This is a genomic window from Melittangium boletus DSM 14713, from assembly GCF_002305855.1.
In the GTDB taxonomy this organism is placed as follows: domain Bacteria; phylum Myxococcota; class Myxococcia; order Myxococcales; family Myxococcaceae; genus Cystobacter; species Cystobacter boletus.
The window spans coordinates 925,594-943,475 of sequence record NZ_CP022163.1 but is presented as its reverse complement, the minus strand read 5'-3'; the positions used below and the strand labels follow the sequence as shown (position 1 = coordinate 943,475).

17 protein-coding genes are annotated in these 17,882 nt (G+C 69.8%); 11 read left to right on the top strand and 6 right to left on the bottom strand.

The genetic code is table 11. The annotated features are described in order from the left end of the window. Positions 1–1,157 precede the first annotated feature (1,157 nt). Together MEBOL_RS03900 and MEBOL_RS03895 are read right to left on the bottom strand one after the other, a co-directional pair. Positions 1,158–2,096, bottom strand: a complete 939-nt coding sequence (locus MEBOL_RS03900; RefSeq protein WP_095976142.1) for an RluA family pseudouridine synthase — start codon at positions 2,094–2,096, stop codon at positions 1,158–1,160. Beyond that, entirely contained in the window at positions 2,093–3,229 is a 1,137-nt protein-coding gene (locus MEBOL_RS03895; protein ID WP_095976141.1) for a serine/threonine-protein kinase, read from the bottom strand. Before MEBOL_RS03895 ends, MEBOL_RS03900 begins: the two co-directional genes overlap by 4 nt. A gap of 219 nt (positions 3,230–3,448) precedes the next feature. Between MEBOL_RS03895 and MEBOL_RS03890 the strand changes: the two genes are divergently transcribed. From MEBOL_RS03890 to tsaB, 5 genes are all read left to right on the top strand, one after another. Next, complete coding sequence (locus MEBOL_RS03890) at positions 3,449–4,246, top strand: undecaprenyl pyrophosphate synthase (RefSeq protein ID WP_095982573.1); 798 nt, start codon at positions 3,449–3,451, stop codon at positions 4,244–4,246. Then, the gene (locus MEBOL_RS03885) at positions 4,243–5,067 is read left to right on the top strand and encodes a phosphatidate cytidylyltransferase (protein WP_095976140.1); all 825 of its coding nucleotides are present in this window, start codon (positions 4,243–4,245) and stop codon (positions 5,065–5,067) included. Before MEBOL_RS03890 ends, MEBOL_RS03885 begins: the two co-directional genes overlap by 4 nt. A gap of 82 nt (positions 5,068–5,149) precedes the next feature. Next, entirely contained in the window at positions 5,150–6,784 is a 1,635-nt protein-coding gene (gene rseP, locus MEBOL_RS03880) for an RIP metalloprotease RseP (protein ID WP_095976139.1), read from the top strand. A gap of 10 nt (positions 6,785–6,794) precedes the next feature. After that, entirely contained in the window at positions 6,795–7,247 is a 453-nt protein-coding gene (locus MEBOL_RS03875; protein WP_095976138.1) for a septal ring lytic transglycosylase RlpA family protein, read from the top strand. Positions 7,248–7,258: 11 nt separating this feature from the next. After that, complete coding sequence (tsaB, locus tag MEBOL_RS03870) at positions 7,259–7,993, top strand: tRNA (adenosine(37)-N6)-threonylcarbamoyltransferase complex dimerization subunit type 1 TsaB (protein WP_095976137.1); 735 nt, start codon at positions 7,259–7,261, stop codon at positions 7,991–7,993. Here the strand turns inward: tsaB and MEBOL_RS41785 are convergent. Together MEBOL_RS41785 and MEBOL_RS41780 are read right to left on the bottom strand one after the other, a co-directional pair. After that, positions 7,980–9,434, bottom strand: a complete 1,455-nt coding sequence (locus MEBOL_RS41785) for a DUF3943 domain-containing protein (protein WP_170115439.1) — start codon at positions 9,432–9,434, stop codon at positions 7,980–7,982. The genes tsaB and MEBOL_RS41785 overlap by 14 nt on opposite strands. Then, entirely contained in the window at positions 9,431–9,850 is a 420-nt protein-coding gene (locus MEBOL_RS41780) for a hypothetical protein (protein ID WP_170115438.1), read from the bottom strand. Before MEBOL_RS41780 ends, MEBOL_RS41785 begins: the two co-directional genes overlap by 4 nt. A gap of 264 nt (positions 9,851–10,114) precedes the next feature. On the opposite strand from MEBOL_RS41780, the gene MEBOL_RS03860 reads away from it, so the two are divergent. From MEBOL_RS03860 to MEBOL_RS43550, 5 genes are all read left to right on the top strand, one after another. After that, positions 10,115–11,143, top strand: coding sequence for an aspartate-semialdehyde dehydrogenase (locus tag MEBOL_RS03860; RefSeq protein ID WP_095976135.1), 1,029 nt, complete (start codon positions 10,115–10,117; stop codon positions 11,141–11,143). Between the two features lie 128 nt (positions 11,144–11,271). Continuing rightward, complete coding sequence (locus MEBOL_RS03855) at positions 11,272–12,159, top strand: MXAN_2561 family MXYO-CTERM-anchored protein (protein WP_157774742.1); 888 nt, start codon at positions 11,272–11,274, stop codon at positions 12,157–12,159. Further along, entirely contained in the window at positions 12,144–12,860 is a 717-nt protein-coding gene (locus tag MEBOL_RS03850) for an MXAN_2562 family outer membrane beta-barrel protein (protein ID WP_095976133.1), read from the top strand. The genes MEBOL_RS03855 and MEBOL_RS03850 overlap by 16 nt, the downstream gene beginning before the upstream one ends. Positions 12,861–12,867: 7 nt before the next feature. Further along, the gene (locus tag MEBOL_RS03845; RefSeq protein WP_095976132.1) at positions 12,868–14,703 is read left to right on the top strand and encodes a PKD domain-containing protein; all 1,836 of its coding nucleotides are present in this window, start codon (positions 12,868–12,870) and stop codon (positions 14,701–14,703) included. A 9-nt stretch (positions 14,704–14,712) separates the two neighbouring features. Continuing rightward, positions 14,713–15,381 (top strand): molybdenum cofactor biosynthesis protein, encoded by a 669-nt coding sequence (locus MEBOL_RS43550; RefSeq protein ID WP_095976131.1) that lies wholly within the window; start codon positions 14,713–14,715, stop codon positions 15,379–15,381. Positions 15,382–15,400: 19 nt separating this feature from the next. Here the strand turns inward: MEBOL_RS43550 and MEBOL_RS03835 are convergent, their stop codons facing one another. Together MEBOL_RS03835 and MEBOL_RS03830 are read right to left on the bottom strand one after the other, a co-directional pair. After that, a complete protein-coding gene (locus tag MEBOL_RS03835) occupies positions 15,401–16,066 on the bottom strand; it encodes a hypothetical protein (RefSeq protein WP_095976130.1) in 666 nt (221 codons plus the stop codon). Between the two features lie 35 nt (positions 16,067–16,101). After that, positions 16,102–17,208, bottom strand: coding sequence for a M50 family metallopeptidase (locus MEBOL_RS03830; RefSeq protein WP_095976129.1), 1,107 nt, complete (start codon positions 17,206–17,208; stop codon positions 16,102–16,104). A gap of 133 nt (positions 17,209–17,341) precedes the next feature. On the opposite strand from MEBOL_RS03830, the gene MEBOL_RS03825 reads away from it, so the two are divergent. Then, complete coding sequence (locus MEBOL_RS03825; protein ID WP_095976128.1) at positions 17,342–17,848, top strand: hypothetical protein; 507 nt, start codon at positions 17,342–17,344, stop codon at positions 17,846–17,848. Positions 17,849–17,882: the final 34 nt, after the last annotated feature.

Below are 17,882 nucleotides of genomic sequence, written 5' to 3'. Positions count from 1 at the left end.
GAGTCTTTCCGCCTCGAGGACGACATGCCCCGTCACCAGGCCTTGTCCGGCTTCCACCAGGTAGAGCCGTGATTGATTGGAAGAGCCTCCCGTCGGATGAGCGCTCGCGAGGACCCATGCTCTTCCTGGAATGGAAGTAGGAATCCATGACGTGACACCAAAGCCGGCCGCGAGCCAGGAGCCTTGTTCGTGGGTGCGGTGTCCTTGCCGGTCCACGACGCGGGCACCCTGCTCATCCACCACCCAGACGTGCTGCCCGTCCCCCCAGGGGACGAGCGTGGCGCGCGAGGTCGCTACCGGAACGGGCCAGATGGGGCTGCCACGGACGTCGCCCGCGATGGAGTTCCGCGCCTGCCCGCACACGATCAAGAGGCACGCCATCATCAGGCAGACGCGCTTCCGCCTCCAGGAAGAACCGCTCGCTTGCCTTTCCCTCGCTCCAGGTATTCGCAGCCCTTTCACTGCTATCAGAGCCCTGTTCGTGGGTGGGTCATTCAAGAGCACATATGGTGTCCCATGGGGTGTTTGTCCATTGGACGGGAAGCCATGCTTGCCGAGGGGATGACCGTCATCCACATTTCAGTTTCACAGTGGGATGATGGGAGGTGCGTATGTGGGAATCCAGACGAGGGATACGATTGTGTACTGTCGTGATGGCCAGCATGTTGGCTCCAACTGGGGGGTATTCTCTCGCTAGCGAGCCCGTTCCCGATCCTGTCAAGGAGACAACCTCTCGCTCCGATTGCCAGGTGGAGTATTGGAGTGTCGGGACACCGCACGTGAAGACGCGCATTTCCGTCTCACGGCCCGAAAAGGAACGGCTTTCCGGGAAGCACCGCTCACCATCCATGTCGCCCATCAGATGTCCTTGCTCCTCCCCGCAGGACGACCTGGGCTGGTGGTTGGGCCCGGGCTTCTTCGGGACCGGCTTGCCGAGCCCGAAGCCTCCGCTGATGGAGGGGTGCTCTCCGCACGACTCCGCGCCGGGGGAGGAACTGATCCTCGAAATTGGGCCGCACACGGTGCTGGAGTTCGAATGGAAGTGCGCGTGGCATTCCTTCCGGGGACCCGCGCGAATCGAGCAAGGCATCACCGTGGACGCCTTGCGTACCGCCTTGATCCAGTGTGACGCCGAGGGCGCTCCGCGTTGATGGGGTTCAACCCGTGACGGTCAGCGCGTGCCGCTCCAGCACGGCGCGCAGTTCCGGGGGCAGGGGGCTTTCCACGCGCACGGGCTTCTTCGTCACCGGGTGGGTGAGTCCCAGGGCCCGGGCATGCAGGAAGAAGCGGCCGAGGCCCGGTTCTTCCCGGCCCTCGTACAGGGTGTCGCCCACGATGGGGGCGCCCACCGCCGCCAGGTGCGCTCGCACCTGATGCAGCACGCCCGTGGAGATGCGCACCTCCACGAGGCTGTACTCACCCTCGCGCGCCAGCACGCGGAACTCCGAGTGTGCCTCCCGCGCGCCCTCGCCGCCCTCCACCGCGGGCTCCACCCGGTCCGGATGCCGGGGGTGGTGGCGCAGGGGGAGATCGATTTCCCCCTCGTCCGCGAGCGGTCCCGTCACCAGCGCCCAGTAGTGCTTGTCCACGGAGCGCCCGCCAAAGGCCTCGCGCACCGCCGTCCAGGCCTCGCGCGTGCGGGCCGCGACCATGACCCCGGACGTCTCGATATCCAGCCGGTGGCACAGCCCGCCCTCGCGCTCGTCCTCGGAGGCCCCGGCGCACTCGGGGTGGCGCGCCACCAGGGCGTTGGCCACCGTGCCCGTCTCTCCCGGCTGCAACGGATGCGAGGGCGTGCCCGCGGGCTTGTCCAGGAACACGAGCGTGTCGTCCTCGCGCAGCACCGCGAGGGGCGCGTCCGGCTCGGGCACCACCTCGCGCCGCTCCTCGGGCACCACCACGCTGATGCGCTGTCCGGCCGCCACCAGCAGGCCCTTCTTCGCCGCCCGGCCGTCCACCTTCACCGCGCCCGCGTCGAAGAGCTTCTTGAGCTTCGCGCGCGACAGCCCCAGCGCCTCTCCAATGAAGAGGTCCACCCGCTGACCCACCTTGTCCTGCTCCACCACCAGCGTGTGCGTCGTCGCGCTCGCGTTCACTCGGAGAGTGCCTCGTAGACTTCCTCCGCCGTCTGGTACCGGTCGTCCGGCTCCTTGCGGAGAAGTCGATGCGCCACCCGCGCCAGCTGGGGATCTCCCCTCTGGTTGAGGGCCAGCAGGGGCGGGGGCTCGGTTTCGAGCACCTTGTGCCACAAGTTCACCGGGGTCCTGGCGTCAAAAGGAGGCCGGCCCGTCAGGAGCTCGTAGAGGACGACGCCCAGGCTGTAGAGGTCCGCCCGCCCGTCCAGGGGCTCGCCCAGTATCTGCTCCGGCGGCATGTAGCGGAACGTGCCCACCAGCCGGCCCTCCAGCGTCATGCCCGCGTCGTCCGCGAGGAATTTCGCCAGGCCGAAGTCCATCAGCCGCACCTGCCGGTCCTCGTCCACCATGATGTTGGAGGGCTTGAGGTCGCGGTGCACCAGGCCATGGGCATGGATGTACGCGAGCGCCTCGCACACCTGGAGCAGGGAGTCCTTGAGCCGGCCCACGCGCTCGGGCCGGTTGAGCTCCTCGAGCCGCTGGACCTTCTCGCTCTTGCCCGGCGCATCGCCGGAGTCCTCTTCGTCGGGAGGCTCGAAGTCCAGGGGATCCGCGTCGCTCGAGTAGGAGTTCGAGTCCTCCCAGGAGGACTTCGTCGCCACGGGCCGCCGGGCCGCGGCGTCGGAGTGGCTCCGGCGCAGGGCCGCCAGTTCCTCGCTGGGTGCTTCCTCCGCGAACGCCGACAGATTGAACGGCAGGCAACCCGAGTCGTCGGATCCTGGATCCCGACTCACGGAGACGTCCGCCGAGGCCAGATGGGCGCCGCTCGGGGGCGACGCCATGTCCGAGCCCTGCAGCGCCAGGTAGTCGCGCAGGGTCAGCCCCTCGATGAGCTCCATGACGAGGTAGGGGGAGTTCTTGAAGAACCCGGTGTCGTAGACCTTCACCACGTTGGGGTGGGACAGGTCCACCAGGGTCTCGAATTCGCGCAGCAGCCGTTTCGCCGCCCGGGAGTCCATGGTCGGGCCGCCCGACAGCAGCTTGAGGGCGACCAGCTCGTTGGACCGTCCATCCAGGGCCCGGTAGACGGTCCCAATGCCTCCGCTGCCGAGCGTCTCGAGGACACGATAGGGGCCGATGACCGTGGGAAGCATCCGGCGGAAGATCCTAGAGAGTCCGTCACGCCGGGGTCAAACCTCCTGGGGCACCCGGGGGGATTCCCAGCCGGGCTGTAAATGGGGAAGAACCGGAATCGCCTCCCGGGTGGAGGGGACCGTTCCCGTGGCCGGGACGACCGCTCGGGGTCCCTGGACGACCGCTCCTGCACGCGCCCGTGGACGTGGCCCGGTGGTATCTCTATCTTGCGCACCCTCATGGACCGCCTCGCCGCACCTCCTTCTCTGACCGCGCTTGAGCGACTCGTGCGGGAACGCCCCCTGCCGCGTCACGTGGGTATCATCATGGATGGCAACGGGAGGTGGGCGGAGACGCGGGGCCTGCCGCGGATGGAGGGCCACCGCGAGGGCTCCACCAGTGTGCGCGAGGTGACCCGCTGCGCGCGCCGCGTGGGGCTCGAGGCCCTGACCCTCTATGCCTTCTCCTCGCAGAACTGGTCGCGCCCCGCCGAGGAGGTGGCCGCGCTCATGGACCTGCTGCGCGAGTACCTGGAGAGCGAGCGGGAGGAAATCCTGGAGAACGGCATCCGGCTCAACGCGATTGGCGAGGTGGACAAGCTGCCGCGCTTCGTGAAGGAGCCCCTGGAGCGGTTGCGCGCGGAGACGGCGCACAACACGGGGATGGTGCTGACGCTGGCGTTGTCCTACGGGGGGCGGGAGGAACTGCTCCAGGCGGCGCGCCGGGTGGCCGAGGCCGCGAGCCGGGGCGAATTGAGGCCCTCGGACCTGGACACCCAGGGGTTCGAGTCCTATCTCTGGACGCATGATCTGCCGTCCGTCGATCTGGTGGTGCGCACCAGCGGCGAGCAACGCATGTCCAACTTCCTGCTCTGGCAGATGGCGTACGCGGAGCTGTGCTTCAGCGACGTGCTCTGGCCGGACTTCCGCACCGAGGCGTTCCTGCGCTGTCTGGCGCAGTACCAACAGCGCGAGCGGCGTTTCGGTCTCACCTCCGCGCAGCTCAAGCGGGAAGACTCCCAACGGGCCAAGGCGTGAACGAGAAGAACAAGAACCTCGTCATCCGGATCGTATCGGGGCTGGTGCTGCTGCCGATCGTCCTCTTCCTGCTCTTCAAGGGTGGGCTGTACACCGCGGCGTTGTTGGGGCTGGCCTCGGCCATCTGCGCGAGTGAGTACTATCTCATCACCCAGAAGACGCTGTCGCCGGCGGCCTGGGTGGGGATGGTGCTCGCCGGGCTGCTGCCCTTCATGGCCGTGAGGGCGCCCGAGCGCACGGGGGAGGGGGCCTTCTGGGTGACGGCCTTCTACCTGCTCTTCGCCTTCACCTATCACCTCATCCGCGGACCTCTTCAGGAGGCGCCCACGCGGGTGGCCCACCTGGTGACGGGGTTTTTGTACGGCTCGGTGGGGCTCACGGCCCTGTGCGCCGTGCGCCTGTTGCCGGATGGCATGGCCTGGGTCATCGCCGCGCTCGTCATCACCTGGGCCAACGACACCGCCGCCTACTTCGCCGGCCGCTTCCTGGGCCGGCACAAGCTCTACCCGGCCGTCAGCCCCAACAAGACGTGGGAGGGCTTCGCCGGTGGGCTCGTGGGCTCGGTGGGTGGCATGTTCATCGCCCGGCTCATCTTCCCCGTCTTCACCCCGGCGGACTGTCTCATCCTGGGCGTTTTCGGCGGCATCCTCGGGCCCATTGGCGACCTGTGCGAATCCATGCTCAAGCGCGCATATGGAGTGAAGGATTCCGGCCGTGTCATCCCTGGGCACGGGGGCATCCTGGATCGCATCGACGCGCTGCTCTTCAACGCACCCCTCGTGTTCGTCTACCTCACCTTCGTGAGGGGCCTGCTGCCGTAGTACCCGCCGAGTGTCCGGTCGGTCGGACAGCGGGAGTCAAAGCGCATTGTCGTGTCAGGGTCCCACGGTTACTGTTGGGCCCATGTTTCAAGGTTTTGGCCTCTTCATCATCCTGCTCGGCGTGCTCGTCACCGTCCACGAACTGGGCCACTTCCTCGTGGCCAAGGCCTGCGGGGTGAAGGTTCTGCGCTTCTCCGTGGGGTTCGGCCCCAAGCTCTTCGGCTTCACCAAGGGCGAGACGGAGTACCAGGTGGCGCTGTTGCCCCTGGGCGGCTACGTGAAGATGGCGGGGGACTCGCCTCACGAGGAGCTGGAGCCCGGGGACGCGGAGCGGGGCTTCCTCAATGCTCCCCCCTGGAAGCGCGCGCTCATCGTGGCGGCGGGACCCGGCGCGAGCCTGCTCTTCCCCGTCCTCATCTACTTCTTCGTCTTCGTGGGGGCGCGCGAGGCCACGTCCACCAAGGTGGGGTTCGTGGATCCCGCCATGCCCGCGGCCGCCGCCGGCATCCGCGCGGGAGACCGCATCACCGCCGTGGAGGGCGAGCCCGTCCGCACCTTCGAGGACATGCGCGAGGCGTTCATCGGCCGCTTCGATCGGCCCATTCCCGTCACGCTCGAGCGCGAGGGCAAGTCGCAGACGGTCCACGTGACGCCGCGGCGGATCGTCGAGTCCAGCCCCGTGGATTCGGTGGAGCGGGGACTGATTGGCGTGCAGCCCATTCGCAGGCCCGCGGTGGTGGGCGTGCCCCCGGGCTCTCCGGCGGCGCAGGCGGGGCTGCGGAGTTTCGACCGCGTCCTGAGCGTCAACGGCGTGAGCATCCTGGACGAGGCGGCGCTGCACGCGGAGGCGGTGAAGCACGAGGGCGTGCTGGAGCTCACCGTGCAGCGCGCGCTGCCGGTGGAGGTGGGCGCGGTGACGGGCCATGTGCCCTCCGTCGTCACGGTGAAGGTGCCGAAGCAGCCGGGCGCGGATGGCTTCGCGGCCCTGGGCGCCGAGCCCTCGGACATGTACGTGGCCGCAGTGTTTCCCGACAGCGCGGCGCAGAAGGCCGGGCTCCAGGCGGGAGACCGCCTCGTGTCCTTCAACGGCGAGCCCCTGCGCTCCTTCAACGTCCTGGCCGGCGAGTTGAGCACGCTCAAGGACAAGCCCTTCTCGCTCACCTGGCGCTCGGCCGGGGACGGGCAGGAGCACACCCAGACGCTCGCCCAGTCCGTGCGCACGAGCAAGGACGAGATCGGCACGGAGCTGTCGCGGCTGGAGCTGGGACTGCGGCCGTGGATTCCCTCGGTGGCGGAGCTGTCTCCCGAGGACACGGTGACGGTGAACGTCGGGGTGGGCGAGGCGATGCGCGATGCCGTCGTCGTCGTGCCCCGCATCGTCGGGCAGATGGTGAAGGTCATCGGCGGACTCATCACCGGCAACGTGTCGCCCAAGACGCTCGGTGGACCGGTGATGATGTACCAGCTCGCCTCGAAGAGCGCCGAGCAGGGCCGGGACAGCTTCCTGCACCTCATGGCCATCATCTCCATCAACCTCGGGGTGATGAACCTGTTGCCCATCCCCATCCTCGATGGCTTCCAGTTGCTCTCGGCCTTCTGGGAGGGTATTCGCCGTCGGCCCATTCCGGTCCGGGTGCGCGAGATGGCCAACGTGGTCGGCCTCATCCTGCTCATGGCCCTGATGGGAATGGCCTTCTTCAACGACATCACTCGCTAGAGGGGTCCGGATGCGTCGGTTGTTCGTGGCAGCGACGGTGGGGTGGGGGCTGTGGGTCTCGGCGGGTTGTGCGTCGCGCTCGGCGCGCGAGGGGGGCGTGGACAGCGCGTCCTCCACAAAGGGGTACCTGGAGGAGGGGCTGGCCTCGTACTACGGCGCGAAATACAACGGCCGGCCCACCGCCAGCGGGGAGAAGCTGGATCCGAAGAAGCTCACCGCCGCGCACCGCACGTTGCCCTTCGGCACGTGCCTGCGGGTGGTGAACATGGAGAACGGGCGCTCGGTGGAAGTGCGCGTCAATGACCGAGGTCCCTTCGTGGAGGGCCGGGTGGTGGACGTGTCGCAGGTCGGGGCCGAACGGCTCGATCTGCTCAAGAAGGGGCTCGCGCGGGTGCGCCTGTACCGCTGCGATGCGCGCACGTCGTCGCTCTCCGTCGTCCCCTTCGAGTCCCGGGCGGGGTAGAAGCCTCCCCCATGTTCCTCACGCTCGACAGCTCCACCCTCACGTTGTCCCTGGCCCTGGTGGAGCGGGAGGGGGAGGGGCTTCGCGTGCTCGAACACGTGGTGGTGGCCCCGCCCCGCAAGCAGAGCGAGGCGCTGCCCGGCGTGGTGGGCGAATTGCTCGCGCGGCACGGCGTGGCGCTCGCGTCCCTGGAAGGGTTGGGCATCGGCCTGGGGCCGGGCTCCTTCACCGGGCTGCGCATCGGCCTGTCGTGTGTGAAGGGGCTCGCGTACGCGGCGGGCCTCAAGGTCGCCGGGGCCTCGTCGCTCGCGGCCGTGGCCCTGGAGGGACCCGAGGGACCGCCGCTCTTCTCGCTCGCGGTGGCGCGCAAGGATGACCTCTACCTGGGGCCCTACCGGCGGGTGGGCTCGCGCGTGGAGGCCCTGGGACCCGAGGAGGCGATGAGCCCCGAGGCCGTGGCGGAGCGCCTGGCCGCCGAGCCCGAGGCGCTCGTCCTGGGGCCGGCCCTGCCCGAGTACCGCGCGGCCCTGGAGCGCCTGGGCGTGGCGCCCGCGAGATTGCTCGACGCGCCGTCCTTCCCGTCCGCGGTGGCGCTGGCGCGGCTCATCCACCTGCCCGAGACGCAATCGCTGGAGCAGCTCTTCGCCCTCGAGCCGCACTACGTGCGCGCCTCGGAGCCCGAGCGCAACCCGAAGTTCCCGCCGCTGCCCGGACCCGCGCCCACCGCTCGTCTCAAGGAAGACTGAGTCCGGGCCCCGTCACGCCGAAGCTGTCGTCGGGCATGTAGCTGAGCGTGAGCCGCAGCCCGCCGCCACCAATCAGCCGGGTGGCCTCGGGGCCGAAGTCGGAGGCGCGCAACGACACTGGTATCTCCAGCCCCACCGCGAGGTTCCGCCCGACGCTCACCCGTCCGTCCCACGTGACGTAGGTGATGGCCTCGAAGCCCCGGGGCGCGCTGTACACGCCGTTCACCTGCCACTGTCTGGAGCGCATCCGGAGCATGCCCAGGCCCCGGCGGCTGAACTTCGCCTCCAGGATGCCCGCCACGCCGGGCCCGATGTGGTAGTCGCGCACGAGCTTCGATTCGAGTCCCAGGCTGCCCGCCGCGGCGAAGCCCAGGCCCGCCACGATGGCGCTGCCCTGCAGGTACACCCCCCGGCCGAGGTACACCTGCAGGGTGGTGCCCAGGCCCACGCCCACCGACGACACCCGGACGATGTTGTTGGCGCCGAAGTCATAGAGGCCGAACAGGCCCCACAGTCCGTGCACCCGGCTTGACGCGCCTCCGTACTGGGCTCCCACCGCGAGGCCCCGGATGTAGAGGTCCCCCATGATGGTGCCGGGAATGGTGATGCTCGCGCTCGCGTCGAAATAGGAGAAGGGGCGGCGGTAGCGCCACTGGGGATCTCCCAGGGCCCCATAGGTGAGTTCCGCCGACAGGGACACCTGGGCGCCTTGATCGAGCACGAGGATGGGGCCGTTGTCCGTCTGCTCCCTCAACCGCGTCATCAAGCTCACTCCCGGCGTGAGCGTGAAGAACAGGGGGGGCGCCGGGTCGATGTCCCCGGGCGACACCTCTCCGCCGAAGAACCAATCGTTGAGGGACGAGGCCGGACTGATCAGCACGCCCGTGAGGCGGCGCAGGGGGCTCACCCGGCCGCCGCTGTCCGGGATGATCACCCGGTAGGTGCGGTGCAGCACCTCGCCCAGGAAGATGCCCCCGAGAGTCGTGGTGATTTGATCATTGATGGCGGGTGCTTCGTTCTCCGCGAAGTACTCCCACATCAGACTGGAGGCGACGGTGTACAGGCCCGACTGCCAGAAGGGCACGCCCGAGGAGCGCGCCGCCGCGAAGGCGATGGAGCCATGGTACGGGTGCGCGAACTGATTCACGATGAAGTTGTCCACGTCGAAGGTCCAGCCATTGCGGCCGTCGAAGTGGCTGCTCACCGTGTCCCAGGAGATGAGCGCGAAGGGCTCCAGCGTGAGCAGGTTGTGGAAGGTGAAGATGCCCAGGTTCACCGCGATGCCCTCGAGCGCGGGCACCACGTAGTCGCGGCGCAGGGGCGCGTCCGCGGGCAGGGCCTTCTCGCCGGCCACGGGCTCGGGCACGAGTGGGAGGGGGGCGGCGGGAGCGAGCGTGGCCCAGAGAGCCAGCACGACGGCCAGCGGCACGCTCCGGCTCACGGGAACGTCCCCGAGAGCGCGAAGGCTCCTCCTCCCGGCACCAGCAGGGCCGTCGCGGAGACCCTGCCCGGGGGCGGGGGATCCCAGTTCCACATCACGGCGGCGATTCCCACGGCGCACACGCCGAAGAGCGCCAGGCCCGCTCCGCCCAACTGCGTCTGTTGCAGGCTCCAGCGCTTCACCTGGATCTCCGCCGGACTCAGCGGGGCCGACGCCACCACGCCCTCGCCCACGTTGCCCACCAGCCAGATGAGCGTGCCCGTGAGCGCGAGACTCGCGCCGACGCCGGCCACGAGCGGGGCTCGGGAGGCAACGGAGGCGCGGGGCGCGGGCGCCTCGGAAGGGGGGGCGACGGAGTCAACCGGGGCGGCGGAGGCCGCTCCGAGGAGGGTCGCGCACAACAGATGGGTGAGCATGCGGTCCGGGGCGATGTGTGCGAGGCGGACCCTCGTAGCATCCCTGGCGGGGGGTTGCTCGCCGAAGGGTCGCGCCAGGGGCCTTCACGGTCCTTCCATCCATGAGCCGACGTTTTCCTCCGTGTCATGAGCTGTACTCGCACGGCCTTCTTCCACCCACGTCGTCCGGGGGACTCCCACGAGAACACCCTCAAGAACCAAACGTTCATCGAGGGCTACCCGGACGCCACCCTTTCGCGGGGGGCCTGAGGTAAAGGGTCCGCCATGAACGAGAACCTGCGAATCGCCGTGGTGGGCGCCACGGGCGTGGTGGGCCGCGAGGTGTTGTCGGCGCTGCTCGACCGGGACGTGGACGCCGAGCAGCTGACGCTCCTGGCCTCGGAGCGCTCCGCGGGCGAGGAGCTGGACTACGGCGAGGAGACGCTGGAGGTGGAGCAGGCCACGCCCGAGGCGCTCAAGGGCCAGGGTCTGGTGCTCCTGGCCACGCCGGCGGAGGTGTCGCGCACGCTCGCGCCGGTGGCCCAGGCGGCCGGGGCCTGGGTGGTGGACGTGAGCTCCGCCTTCCGCTCCGACGGCTCCGTGCCGCTGGTGCTGCCGGGTTTCAACTCCGAGCTCCTGGATGCGCCCCTCAAGGGCCGCGTCGTGGCCCTGCCCTCGGCGGTGACGACGGCGATCGCGTGTGTGCTCGAGCCGCTGCGCCGGGCGTTCGGCGTGGCCCAGGTGCAGGTGACGGCCCTGATGGGGGTGTCGTCCGGGGGCAACGCGGGGGTGCGGGAGCTGGAGCAGCAGACCGCGGCGCTCCTGTCGGGCCGCGAGCCCGAGGCGGCGCTCTTTCCCCAGCGCGTGGGCTTCAACCTGGTGCCCCAGGTGGGTCCCTTCCTGGCCAACTCCCCGTGGACGGAGGAAGAGGCGGGCTGGACGCTGGAGTGCGCGCGCCTGTTCGCGCCCCGGGGCGAGGTGCCGGTGGTGGCGGGGACGGCGGTGCAGGTGCCCACCTTCCATGGCCATGGGCTGAGCCTGATGGTGCGGCTCAAGAAGCCCGCCCCGGTGGAGCAGGCCCGCGCCGCGCTCAAGGGCGCCCCCTCGCTCAAGGTGCTGGATTCCCCCGGGGAGAAGGTCTACCCCATGCCCAGCCTCGTCACCGCGGACCCCACCGTCCATGTGGGCCGCCTGCGCTCCTTCCCCCAGGCCCCCGAGTGGCTCACCCTCTTCGCCACCGTGGACAACGCGGGCCGGGGCGCCGCGCTCAACCTGGTGGAAGCCGGGGCACGGCTCGCGGACCGGCCCGCCTGACAATTTGGCAAGCCCCTGGGGGGCCACCCCTGCCCATTTGACGGTGGGGGGGGCCCTCGCTGTCCGGACCCGGAGGGAGCGGGGCCGGATTCGCCCTGGCCCCTGGCTTGCTACCCTTCTGGCCACCCATGCGTACCTTCCTCTTCACCGTCGCCCTGCTGCTGTCGTCCGCGGCGTCCGCGCAGGTGCAGTTCACCTTCACGAACAACCAAAAGGACACGCTGCGCTTCGGCAAGAGCGGCTGTGGAGGCGGAACCGTGTCCGTGACCTGGACGCGAAGCCTCCAGCCCTGCCGGGCCCTGTCCGTGTGGCTCAGCTCGAAGAGCTCCTGCGGTACCGAGCCGGACTCCAGCGCGGGAGATGTGTCACTGGCCGATGTGTCGCAGACGGTCTTCACGGCGGCGACGACGGGAACCTTCACCTTCGATCTCACGAGCCTGCCTTTTCCCACCGGGGACGCGGGCGCGGGGTGCGGCAGCCTCCAGGACGACAAGACGTTCCTCGTGTGTGGCGCCACCTCGCAGGTGGATTACCTGTCGTGCAGCAGCACGGTGCTCAAGGCCACGGCCGCCAAGGTCGTCTACGACGGCAAGCCGCCCACGCCCCCCTCGTTCGCCTCGGTGGCGGGACTGGATGGCGCCGTGCGCGTCTCGCTCTCCTCGGCCAGTGATGCGGCCACGGAGGAACTCGTGGTGTCGCTCGGCGGGACGGAAGTGCGGCGGGTGAATCAGGCCGTGGGCAAGGGCCCCATCCAGGTGGAGGGCCTGGAGAACAATCTCACCTACCAGCTCCAGGCCTACTCCACCGACGAGGCGGGCAATGTGAGCGAATCGTCCGAGACCGTGGAGGTCATTCCCACCAAGACCTTCGGCTTCCTCGAGTTGTATGGAGAGGGCGGGGGCCAGGAGACGGGGGGGTGTGGGTCGGTGGGCGGTGGAGTCGCGGGCGGCGCGGTGCTGGCCGTCCTGGGTTTCTGGTTGTCCTCAAGGAGAAATCGTTCATGGCGCGAGCAGTAGCCCTCGGTGTGGCGGCGTTCCTCGCCGCGCTCCCCGGCGAGGCCCAGGTGCAGTCGGATGTGCCCACCCAGTCACCCCGGCGGGGCTCCGTGGAGTTCCGCGCCGGTGGCTACCGGCCTCAACTGGACGCGGAGGAAGGGCTCGAAGGCTCGCCCTTCAACAAGGTGTTCGGCGGCGGCAACCTGCTGCTGTTCGAGGTGGAGTTCCAGCGCTTCTTCTACCAGGGCATCGGCACGGCGGGCGTGAGCCTGGGCCTGGGCTACGCGGAGAAGTATGGCTACGCCCTGCTGGAGGACGGGAGCAAGAGCGTGGAGCGCTCGGGCTTCCACGTGCTGCCCGTGCACCTGCGCGGCGTCTACCGCTTCGACTATCCGGCGTTCCAGTGGGGCGTTCCGCTGGTGCCCTACGTGAAGCCCGGACTCGTCTACGTGCCGTGGTGGGTGACCAAGGGCGGTGAGACCGAGAAGACGGCCACGGCCAAGGGCTCGGGCGGCAAGCTGGGCTGGGATGTGACCCTGGGCCTGTCCCTGCTGCTGGACGTGCTGGAGCCGCGGCTGGCGCGCGACTTCGACTCGGACCTGGGCATCAACCACAGCTACCTGTTCGCCGAGTACACGTACTCGAAAGTGAACAACTTCGGAGGCAAGGGGTTCAACTTCTCCGACACGTACTGGATGTTCGGTCTGGCGCTGGATTACTAGCCTGGGCATGACACTGCCCGTGCGTGCCTCCGCTCGTTTCTCGACGGCGTTCCTCCTGGTGACCGTGGCCCTGCTGGGCGGCGGTTGCCGGAGGGGGGCGAAACCCGACGCGGGGGAGGACCGCACGGTGGAGGCGGGGGTGCCGGTGGTGTTCGGCTCCGAGTCCTCCGACGCTCCGGCGGTGACGTGGGACTTCGGGGATGGCTCGCCCCCCGCGAAGGGCACGCGCGTGTCCCATGCCTTCGCGCGCCAGGGCGCCTACACGGTGCGGGCGCTGGAGAAGGACGCGGTCCAGGCGAGCGCCCGGTTGACGGTGGTGCCCCGGCCCGTGCTGCGCGCCATTCCCGCCGATGCCGAGGTGGCCGTCTTCTTTCCCCAACTGCGCGGCAACGTGGAGCCGGTGATGGGCTTCGTGTCGCGCCTGGTGGGCGAGTCCCAGGTGCTCCAGTCCTTGGAGGCGATGCCCCTGTTGTCGCTCGTGCTGCGAGAGGCGAGTGGCGAGGCCCGCCTGGTGGATCCGGACGAGGGCCTGGGCTTCTTCTCGCTGCCCGACTTCGAGGGCTCCGTGGTGCTGTTGGGCGTGATGGATGGCCAGGCCGCTCGGGACGCCGTGGTGGAGGAGCTGCGCTCGCGGGGCGTCCGGCTCGAGCGGAGCGAGCCGGATGGTTCGGTCTTCCTGCGGAGGGACAACGGTGTGCCGATGTTGCTCTTCGAGGATCGCGGCTACCTCTACCTGGTGGTCCCGGACGCGCCCTCGGCCGCGCCTGGCACGGAGCCCACCCGGGAGGGAGAGATCCAGAAGACGCTGGCGGTGTCTCCCGGGGACGTGCCCCTGGCGCCCATTCGCGAGCGGGTCATGGGGCTGAGTGGCGCCGGTCTGTCCGAGCAGCCGCTCCTCACGTCCCTGCGCACGAAGGTGGCGGCGGGCAACGTGCACATCTTCGCGCGTCCCGTGGGAGAGGACGCCTCCGAGGGTTTCCAGGGCGCGTGGGCGGCCATGCGTTTCCAGGAAGGGCAGGCGGAGCTGGAGGGTTGGGTGGAGTCGGACAAGTCCCTCCTTGGAGGAAACGAGACGGCGCCGGGCTCCCGGTTGCTGGAGAAGGCGCCCCTGGGGCCCATCGCCGCGCTGTCCATCTCCATGCCGCCGGAAACGCTGTCCAAGCTCGTCTTCGGCGCCCCCGGTTCCGAGCAGCGCGCGCGGATGACGCGGAACCTGGAGGCGCAGGGGCTCGACGCGGCGAGCGTGGAGGGCCTGCTCGGCGCGCTGCGCGGAGACCTGTCCCTGCTGGCGTACCTCGACGCGGCGGCCTTCTACCGCAACTTCCTGAAGGGCTCGCAGAAGCCGGAGCCGCGCGGCAGTCTGCTCTTCCAGGCGGGCATTCTGCGCTCGGAGCCGGTGCTGGAGTGGCTCACGGGGGTGCTCAAGTCCCGGCAGCAGTCCTTCCAGGTGCTCAAGGAGGCGGGGACCACGCGCCTGACCACGCGGGTGTTCAATCAGCCCGTGGAGTTCTCCCTGAGCGCGGATCGGTTGACGATGTTGGGCGGAGAGCCGCTGGAGGGCCGTGCGCAGGGAGGCGTGGGGGCGGCGTTGCGCGAGCGCTTCGGCGCGGGGGGCTTCGAGCCCGGCCACGTGTCCGCGATGGTGGATGTGGGCCGGGTGCTCACCGAGCTGGAAGCGCCCAAGGAGGTGCCCGGCGTGCCGCCCCAGCAGTTGTCCATGGTCCAGGCCATGGCGGCCACGCTGCTCGAGCAGCTGCCTCCCGTCGACAGCGTCTTCTTCGACTTCGCGCCCGAGCAGGGGGGCGGACGATTCCGGTTGCGCGCCGCCCTGCGCTCGCGCTGAGACTCCCGCGTGTCCAACTCCCTCACCATCCTGTATTTCGCCGCGGCGCGTGAGCGCGTGGGCTCCTCGCGCGAGTCACTGGACGTGCCCCCGGGGACCCGCGTGTCGGAGGTGCTGCGCCTGCTGGCCGCTCGCCACCCGGGCCTCGCGCCGCTGCTGCCCCACCTGCGCGTGGCCGTGAACCAGGAGTTCTCCGCCGCGGACGCCGAGGTTCCCGAGGGCGCCGAGGTGGCGCTCATCCCCCCCGTGGCGGGAGGCAGTGGCGGACTGTTCCGGGTGGTGGACCGGCCCCTGCGGCTGGAGGAGGTGGTGGAGGCGGTGTCGAGCGAGGCCCTGGGCGGGCTCGTCACCTTCTCCGGCGCCGTGCGCAACCAGACGAAGGGGCGGCGCGTGGTGCGGCTGGAGTACGAGGCCTATCCCCCCATGGCGGAGAAGAAGCTGGCGGAGATTGGCGCCGAGGTGGCCGGGCTGTGCAGTGGCACCCGCCTGGCCATCGTGCACCGGGTGGGGACGTTGCTCCCGGGCGAGCTGGCCGTGGTCATCGCCGCCGCGGCCCCCCATCGCAAGGAGGCGTTCCGCGGGTGCGAGCACGCCATCGAGCGGCTCAAGCAGGACGTGCCCATCTGGAAGAAGGAGTTCTTCGAGGATGGCGAGGTGTGGGTGGGCCTGGGGCCCTGAGGCCCTGGCGCGGCCCGCCTCAGTGGACGCCGAGGTTGCCGGGCAGCGTCGTCTTCACGCCCCCATCGCTCTGGGTGTCCCGGACGATGGGCCGGGCCGGGGTGTCCACCCCGAGCCGCTTGCGCTCGGCCTGCTCCCGCTCACGCGCGGCGGCGAGGGCCCGGGCATTGGATTCGGCCATGTGCTCGGGCGAGTGTCCCGCGAGGATCAACCCCACCGGGACGCTCAGCAGCAGGGCCCCGAGCATCACCAGCAATCCCAGATCCCTCCCCTGGAGCCCTCCCGCGTGCTTGCCCGCGACCGAGGGGGAGAGGAGCAACGACAGCTCGCCCTGGGTCAGGCGCAGCCGGTCCTCGGCGGTGACGTCGATCCAGGCGGTGTCGCCGGCGCGCTGCAACTCCGAGCCGGGCACCGCGCGGAAGGCGTCTCCGCGCTTGCTGCGCTCGACGCGGGATGCCGGGGGGACGAAGACGCGGTAGCCCTGGGGTGTGCGCTCGGCGAGGAGGAAGGGCTCCTCGGGCAGCGTGAAGCCGTACAGGGGCAGGGGGGCCGTCTCGTCCGGTGCGGCGAGCACTCGCTCCAGCTCCGGACCGAAGCTCCACGCCTCGTTGCGGGTGGTGCCCCAGTACAGTTCGCAGAACAGGCCGTCGTGGTTCGCCTTGGTGCCCATGTCGCCGGGGAGCATAGGACTTTCGGGCCTGGGCGGGCCACCTTGGGGGCTCAGGGCGCTCGGTCGCCCCGGGACCGTTCCCAGAAGAAGAGCGGGCTGTCTCCATCGCTCGTGTTCGCGTCCAACGCGGCGCGGCGCAGGTGTTGACGCAGGTCCGCGAGCGCCACGGTGAGCACCACGGCCAGCAGCGCGAGGAAGCCCACCGCGTGCATCAGCGTTTCCACCCGGGCGGGCACCTTGCGGCGGCTCACGGCCTCGATGAGCACGAAGAGCATCCGCCCGCCATCCAGGGAGGGCAGGGGCAGCATATGGAACAAGGCGAGCGCCAGGGAGACGCTCACCAGCACGCGCAGGAAGGCGCCCAGGCCACTGCCCGCCGAGCCCGAGGACTGCTTCACCACGCCCAGCGGGTTGGCCAGGACGATGCCCGGCGTGCCCAGCATCAGCCGCTCGAGCATCCGCGTGGCCTCCGCCACCAGGTTCACCGTATGCGCCAGCGCCTGCAGCAACGCCTGGCCGGCGTCATAGGTGCGGTACACGTACTGCTGGCTCACCCCGATACGGCCCGTGCCCCGCTCGTCCGGACGGGGACGCACCGTCACCTCCCGCTGCTCGCCGTCCCGCTCGACGCCCAACTGGAGCTCGCGGCCGGGCCGCTGGCCAATGCGCTCCACGAAGCCGCTCCAGTTCTCCAGAGGCTCGCCGTCCACGCTCACCAACCGGTCTCCGGGCAGCAACTGGGCGCGCGCCGCCTCGGAGCCGGGGGTCACGGTGCCCACCGTGAGCGGCACCACCACATGCGTGCCCGTGGTGTAGAGCGTGAACAGCACGCCGAGCGCGAACAGCCCATTGGCCAGGGGCCCTCCGAACAGCACCAGCAGCCGCTTCCAGGGCCGCTGCGCCGCGAAGCTCGTGGGATCCGAGGGATCCGCGCCCGGCGAGTGGGGATTCATCCCATGGATGCGCGTGGAGCCCCCCAGCGGCACCGCGCCGAGCACGTAGTCCGTGCGGCCCACCCTCAGGGTGAACACGGAGGGCCCGAAGCCGAGTGTGTACCGGTCCACCCGGATGCCCAGGAGCCGGGCCATGACGAGGTGCCCGAGCTCGTGCAGCGCCACGAGCAGGCCCAGCGCGAGGAGAAGAGGAAGGTAGTGCATCCGCGAGAGGGGGCCGGGCTCAGAACTCGCGCCGTTGGGCGGTTCGTTCGTGGGTGGGCACGGGGTTCTGGTACGAGGCCATGGCTCCAGTCTATCCGCTGACCGGGCCCGCGCGCTGCGTTAGCGTGCGCCCGTGGCCTCCCCATCCCCTTCCGTCCTCTCCCTGTCCGCCCTCTCCCTCGTCCTCGCGAGCGGTTGCACCCGTGCCTACCTGCAGAACGAGGGGCGTTACGAATTCAGCGCGGTGGACGTGCTGCGCGATGACTGCGGCCTGATTTCCACGCCCGACTCCCTGTGGGACGGGACGCTCTCCATCTCCGGAGATGTCGTCCGCCTGGACTCGGATTGGCGCCACCTGCGGCTCATCGGCGCCTTTCTGCAGCAGGGGGGCCCCGACGACAGCGTCACCTTCTCACTCGACGGCACCGAGTCCAACGCCGCCATCACCCTCGGCACGGACGAGTGCATCGCGGATCAGATCGCCGTGCACCTGGAGGGCACGACGCAGCGCGCCACGGAGTTCAAGGGCGTGATGAGCGTGCGCGTGCTGCCGCGGGTCGAGCAGCCCTCGTGCGCCTGCCAGCTCTGGGTGACGTACCGCGCCGTACAGAACGCCGCTCCTTCCGCATCCTTTCCTTGAGATGAAGGACGCGAGGCTTTTAGAACCACCGTTC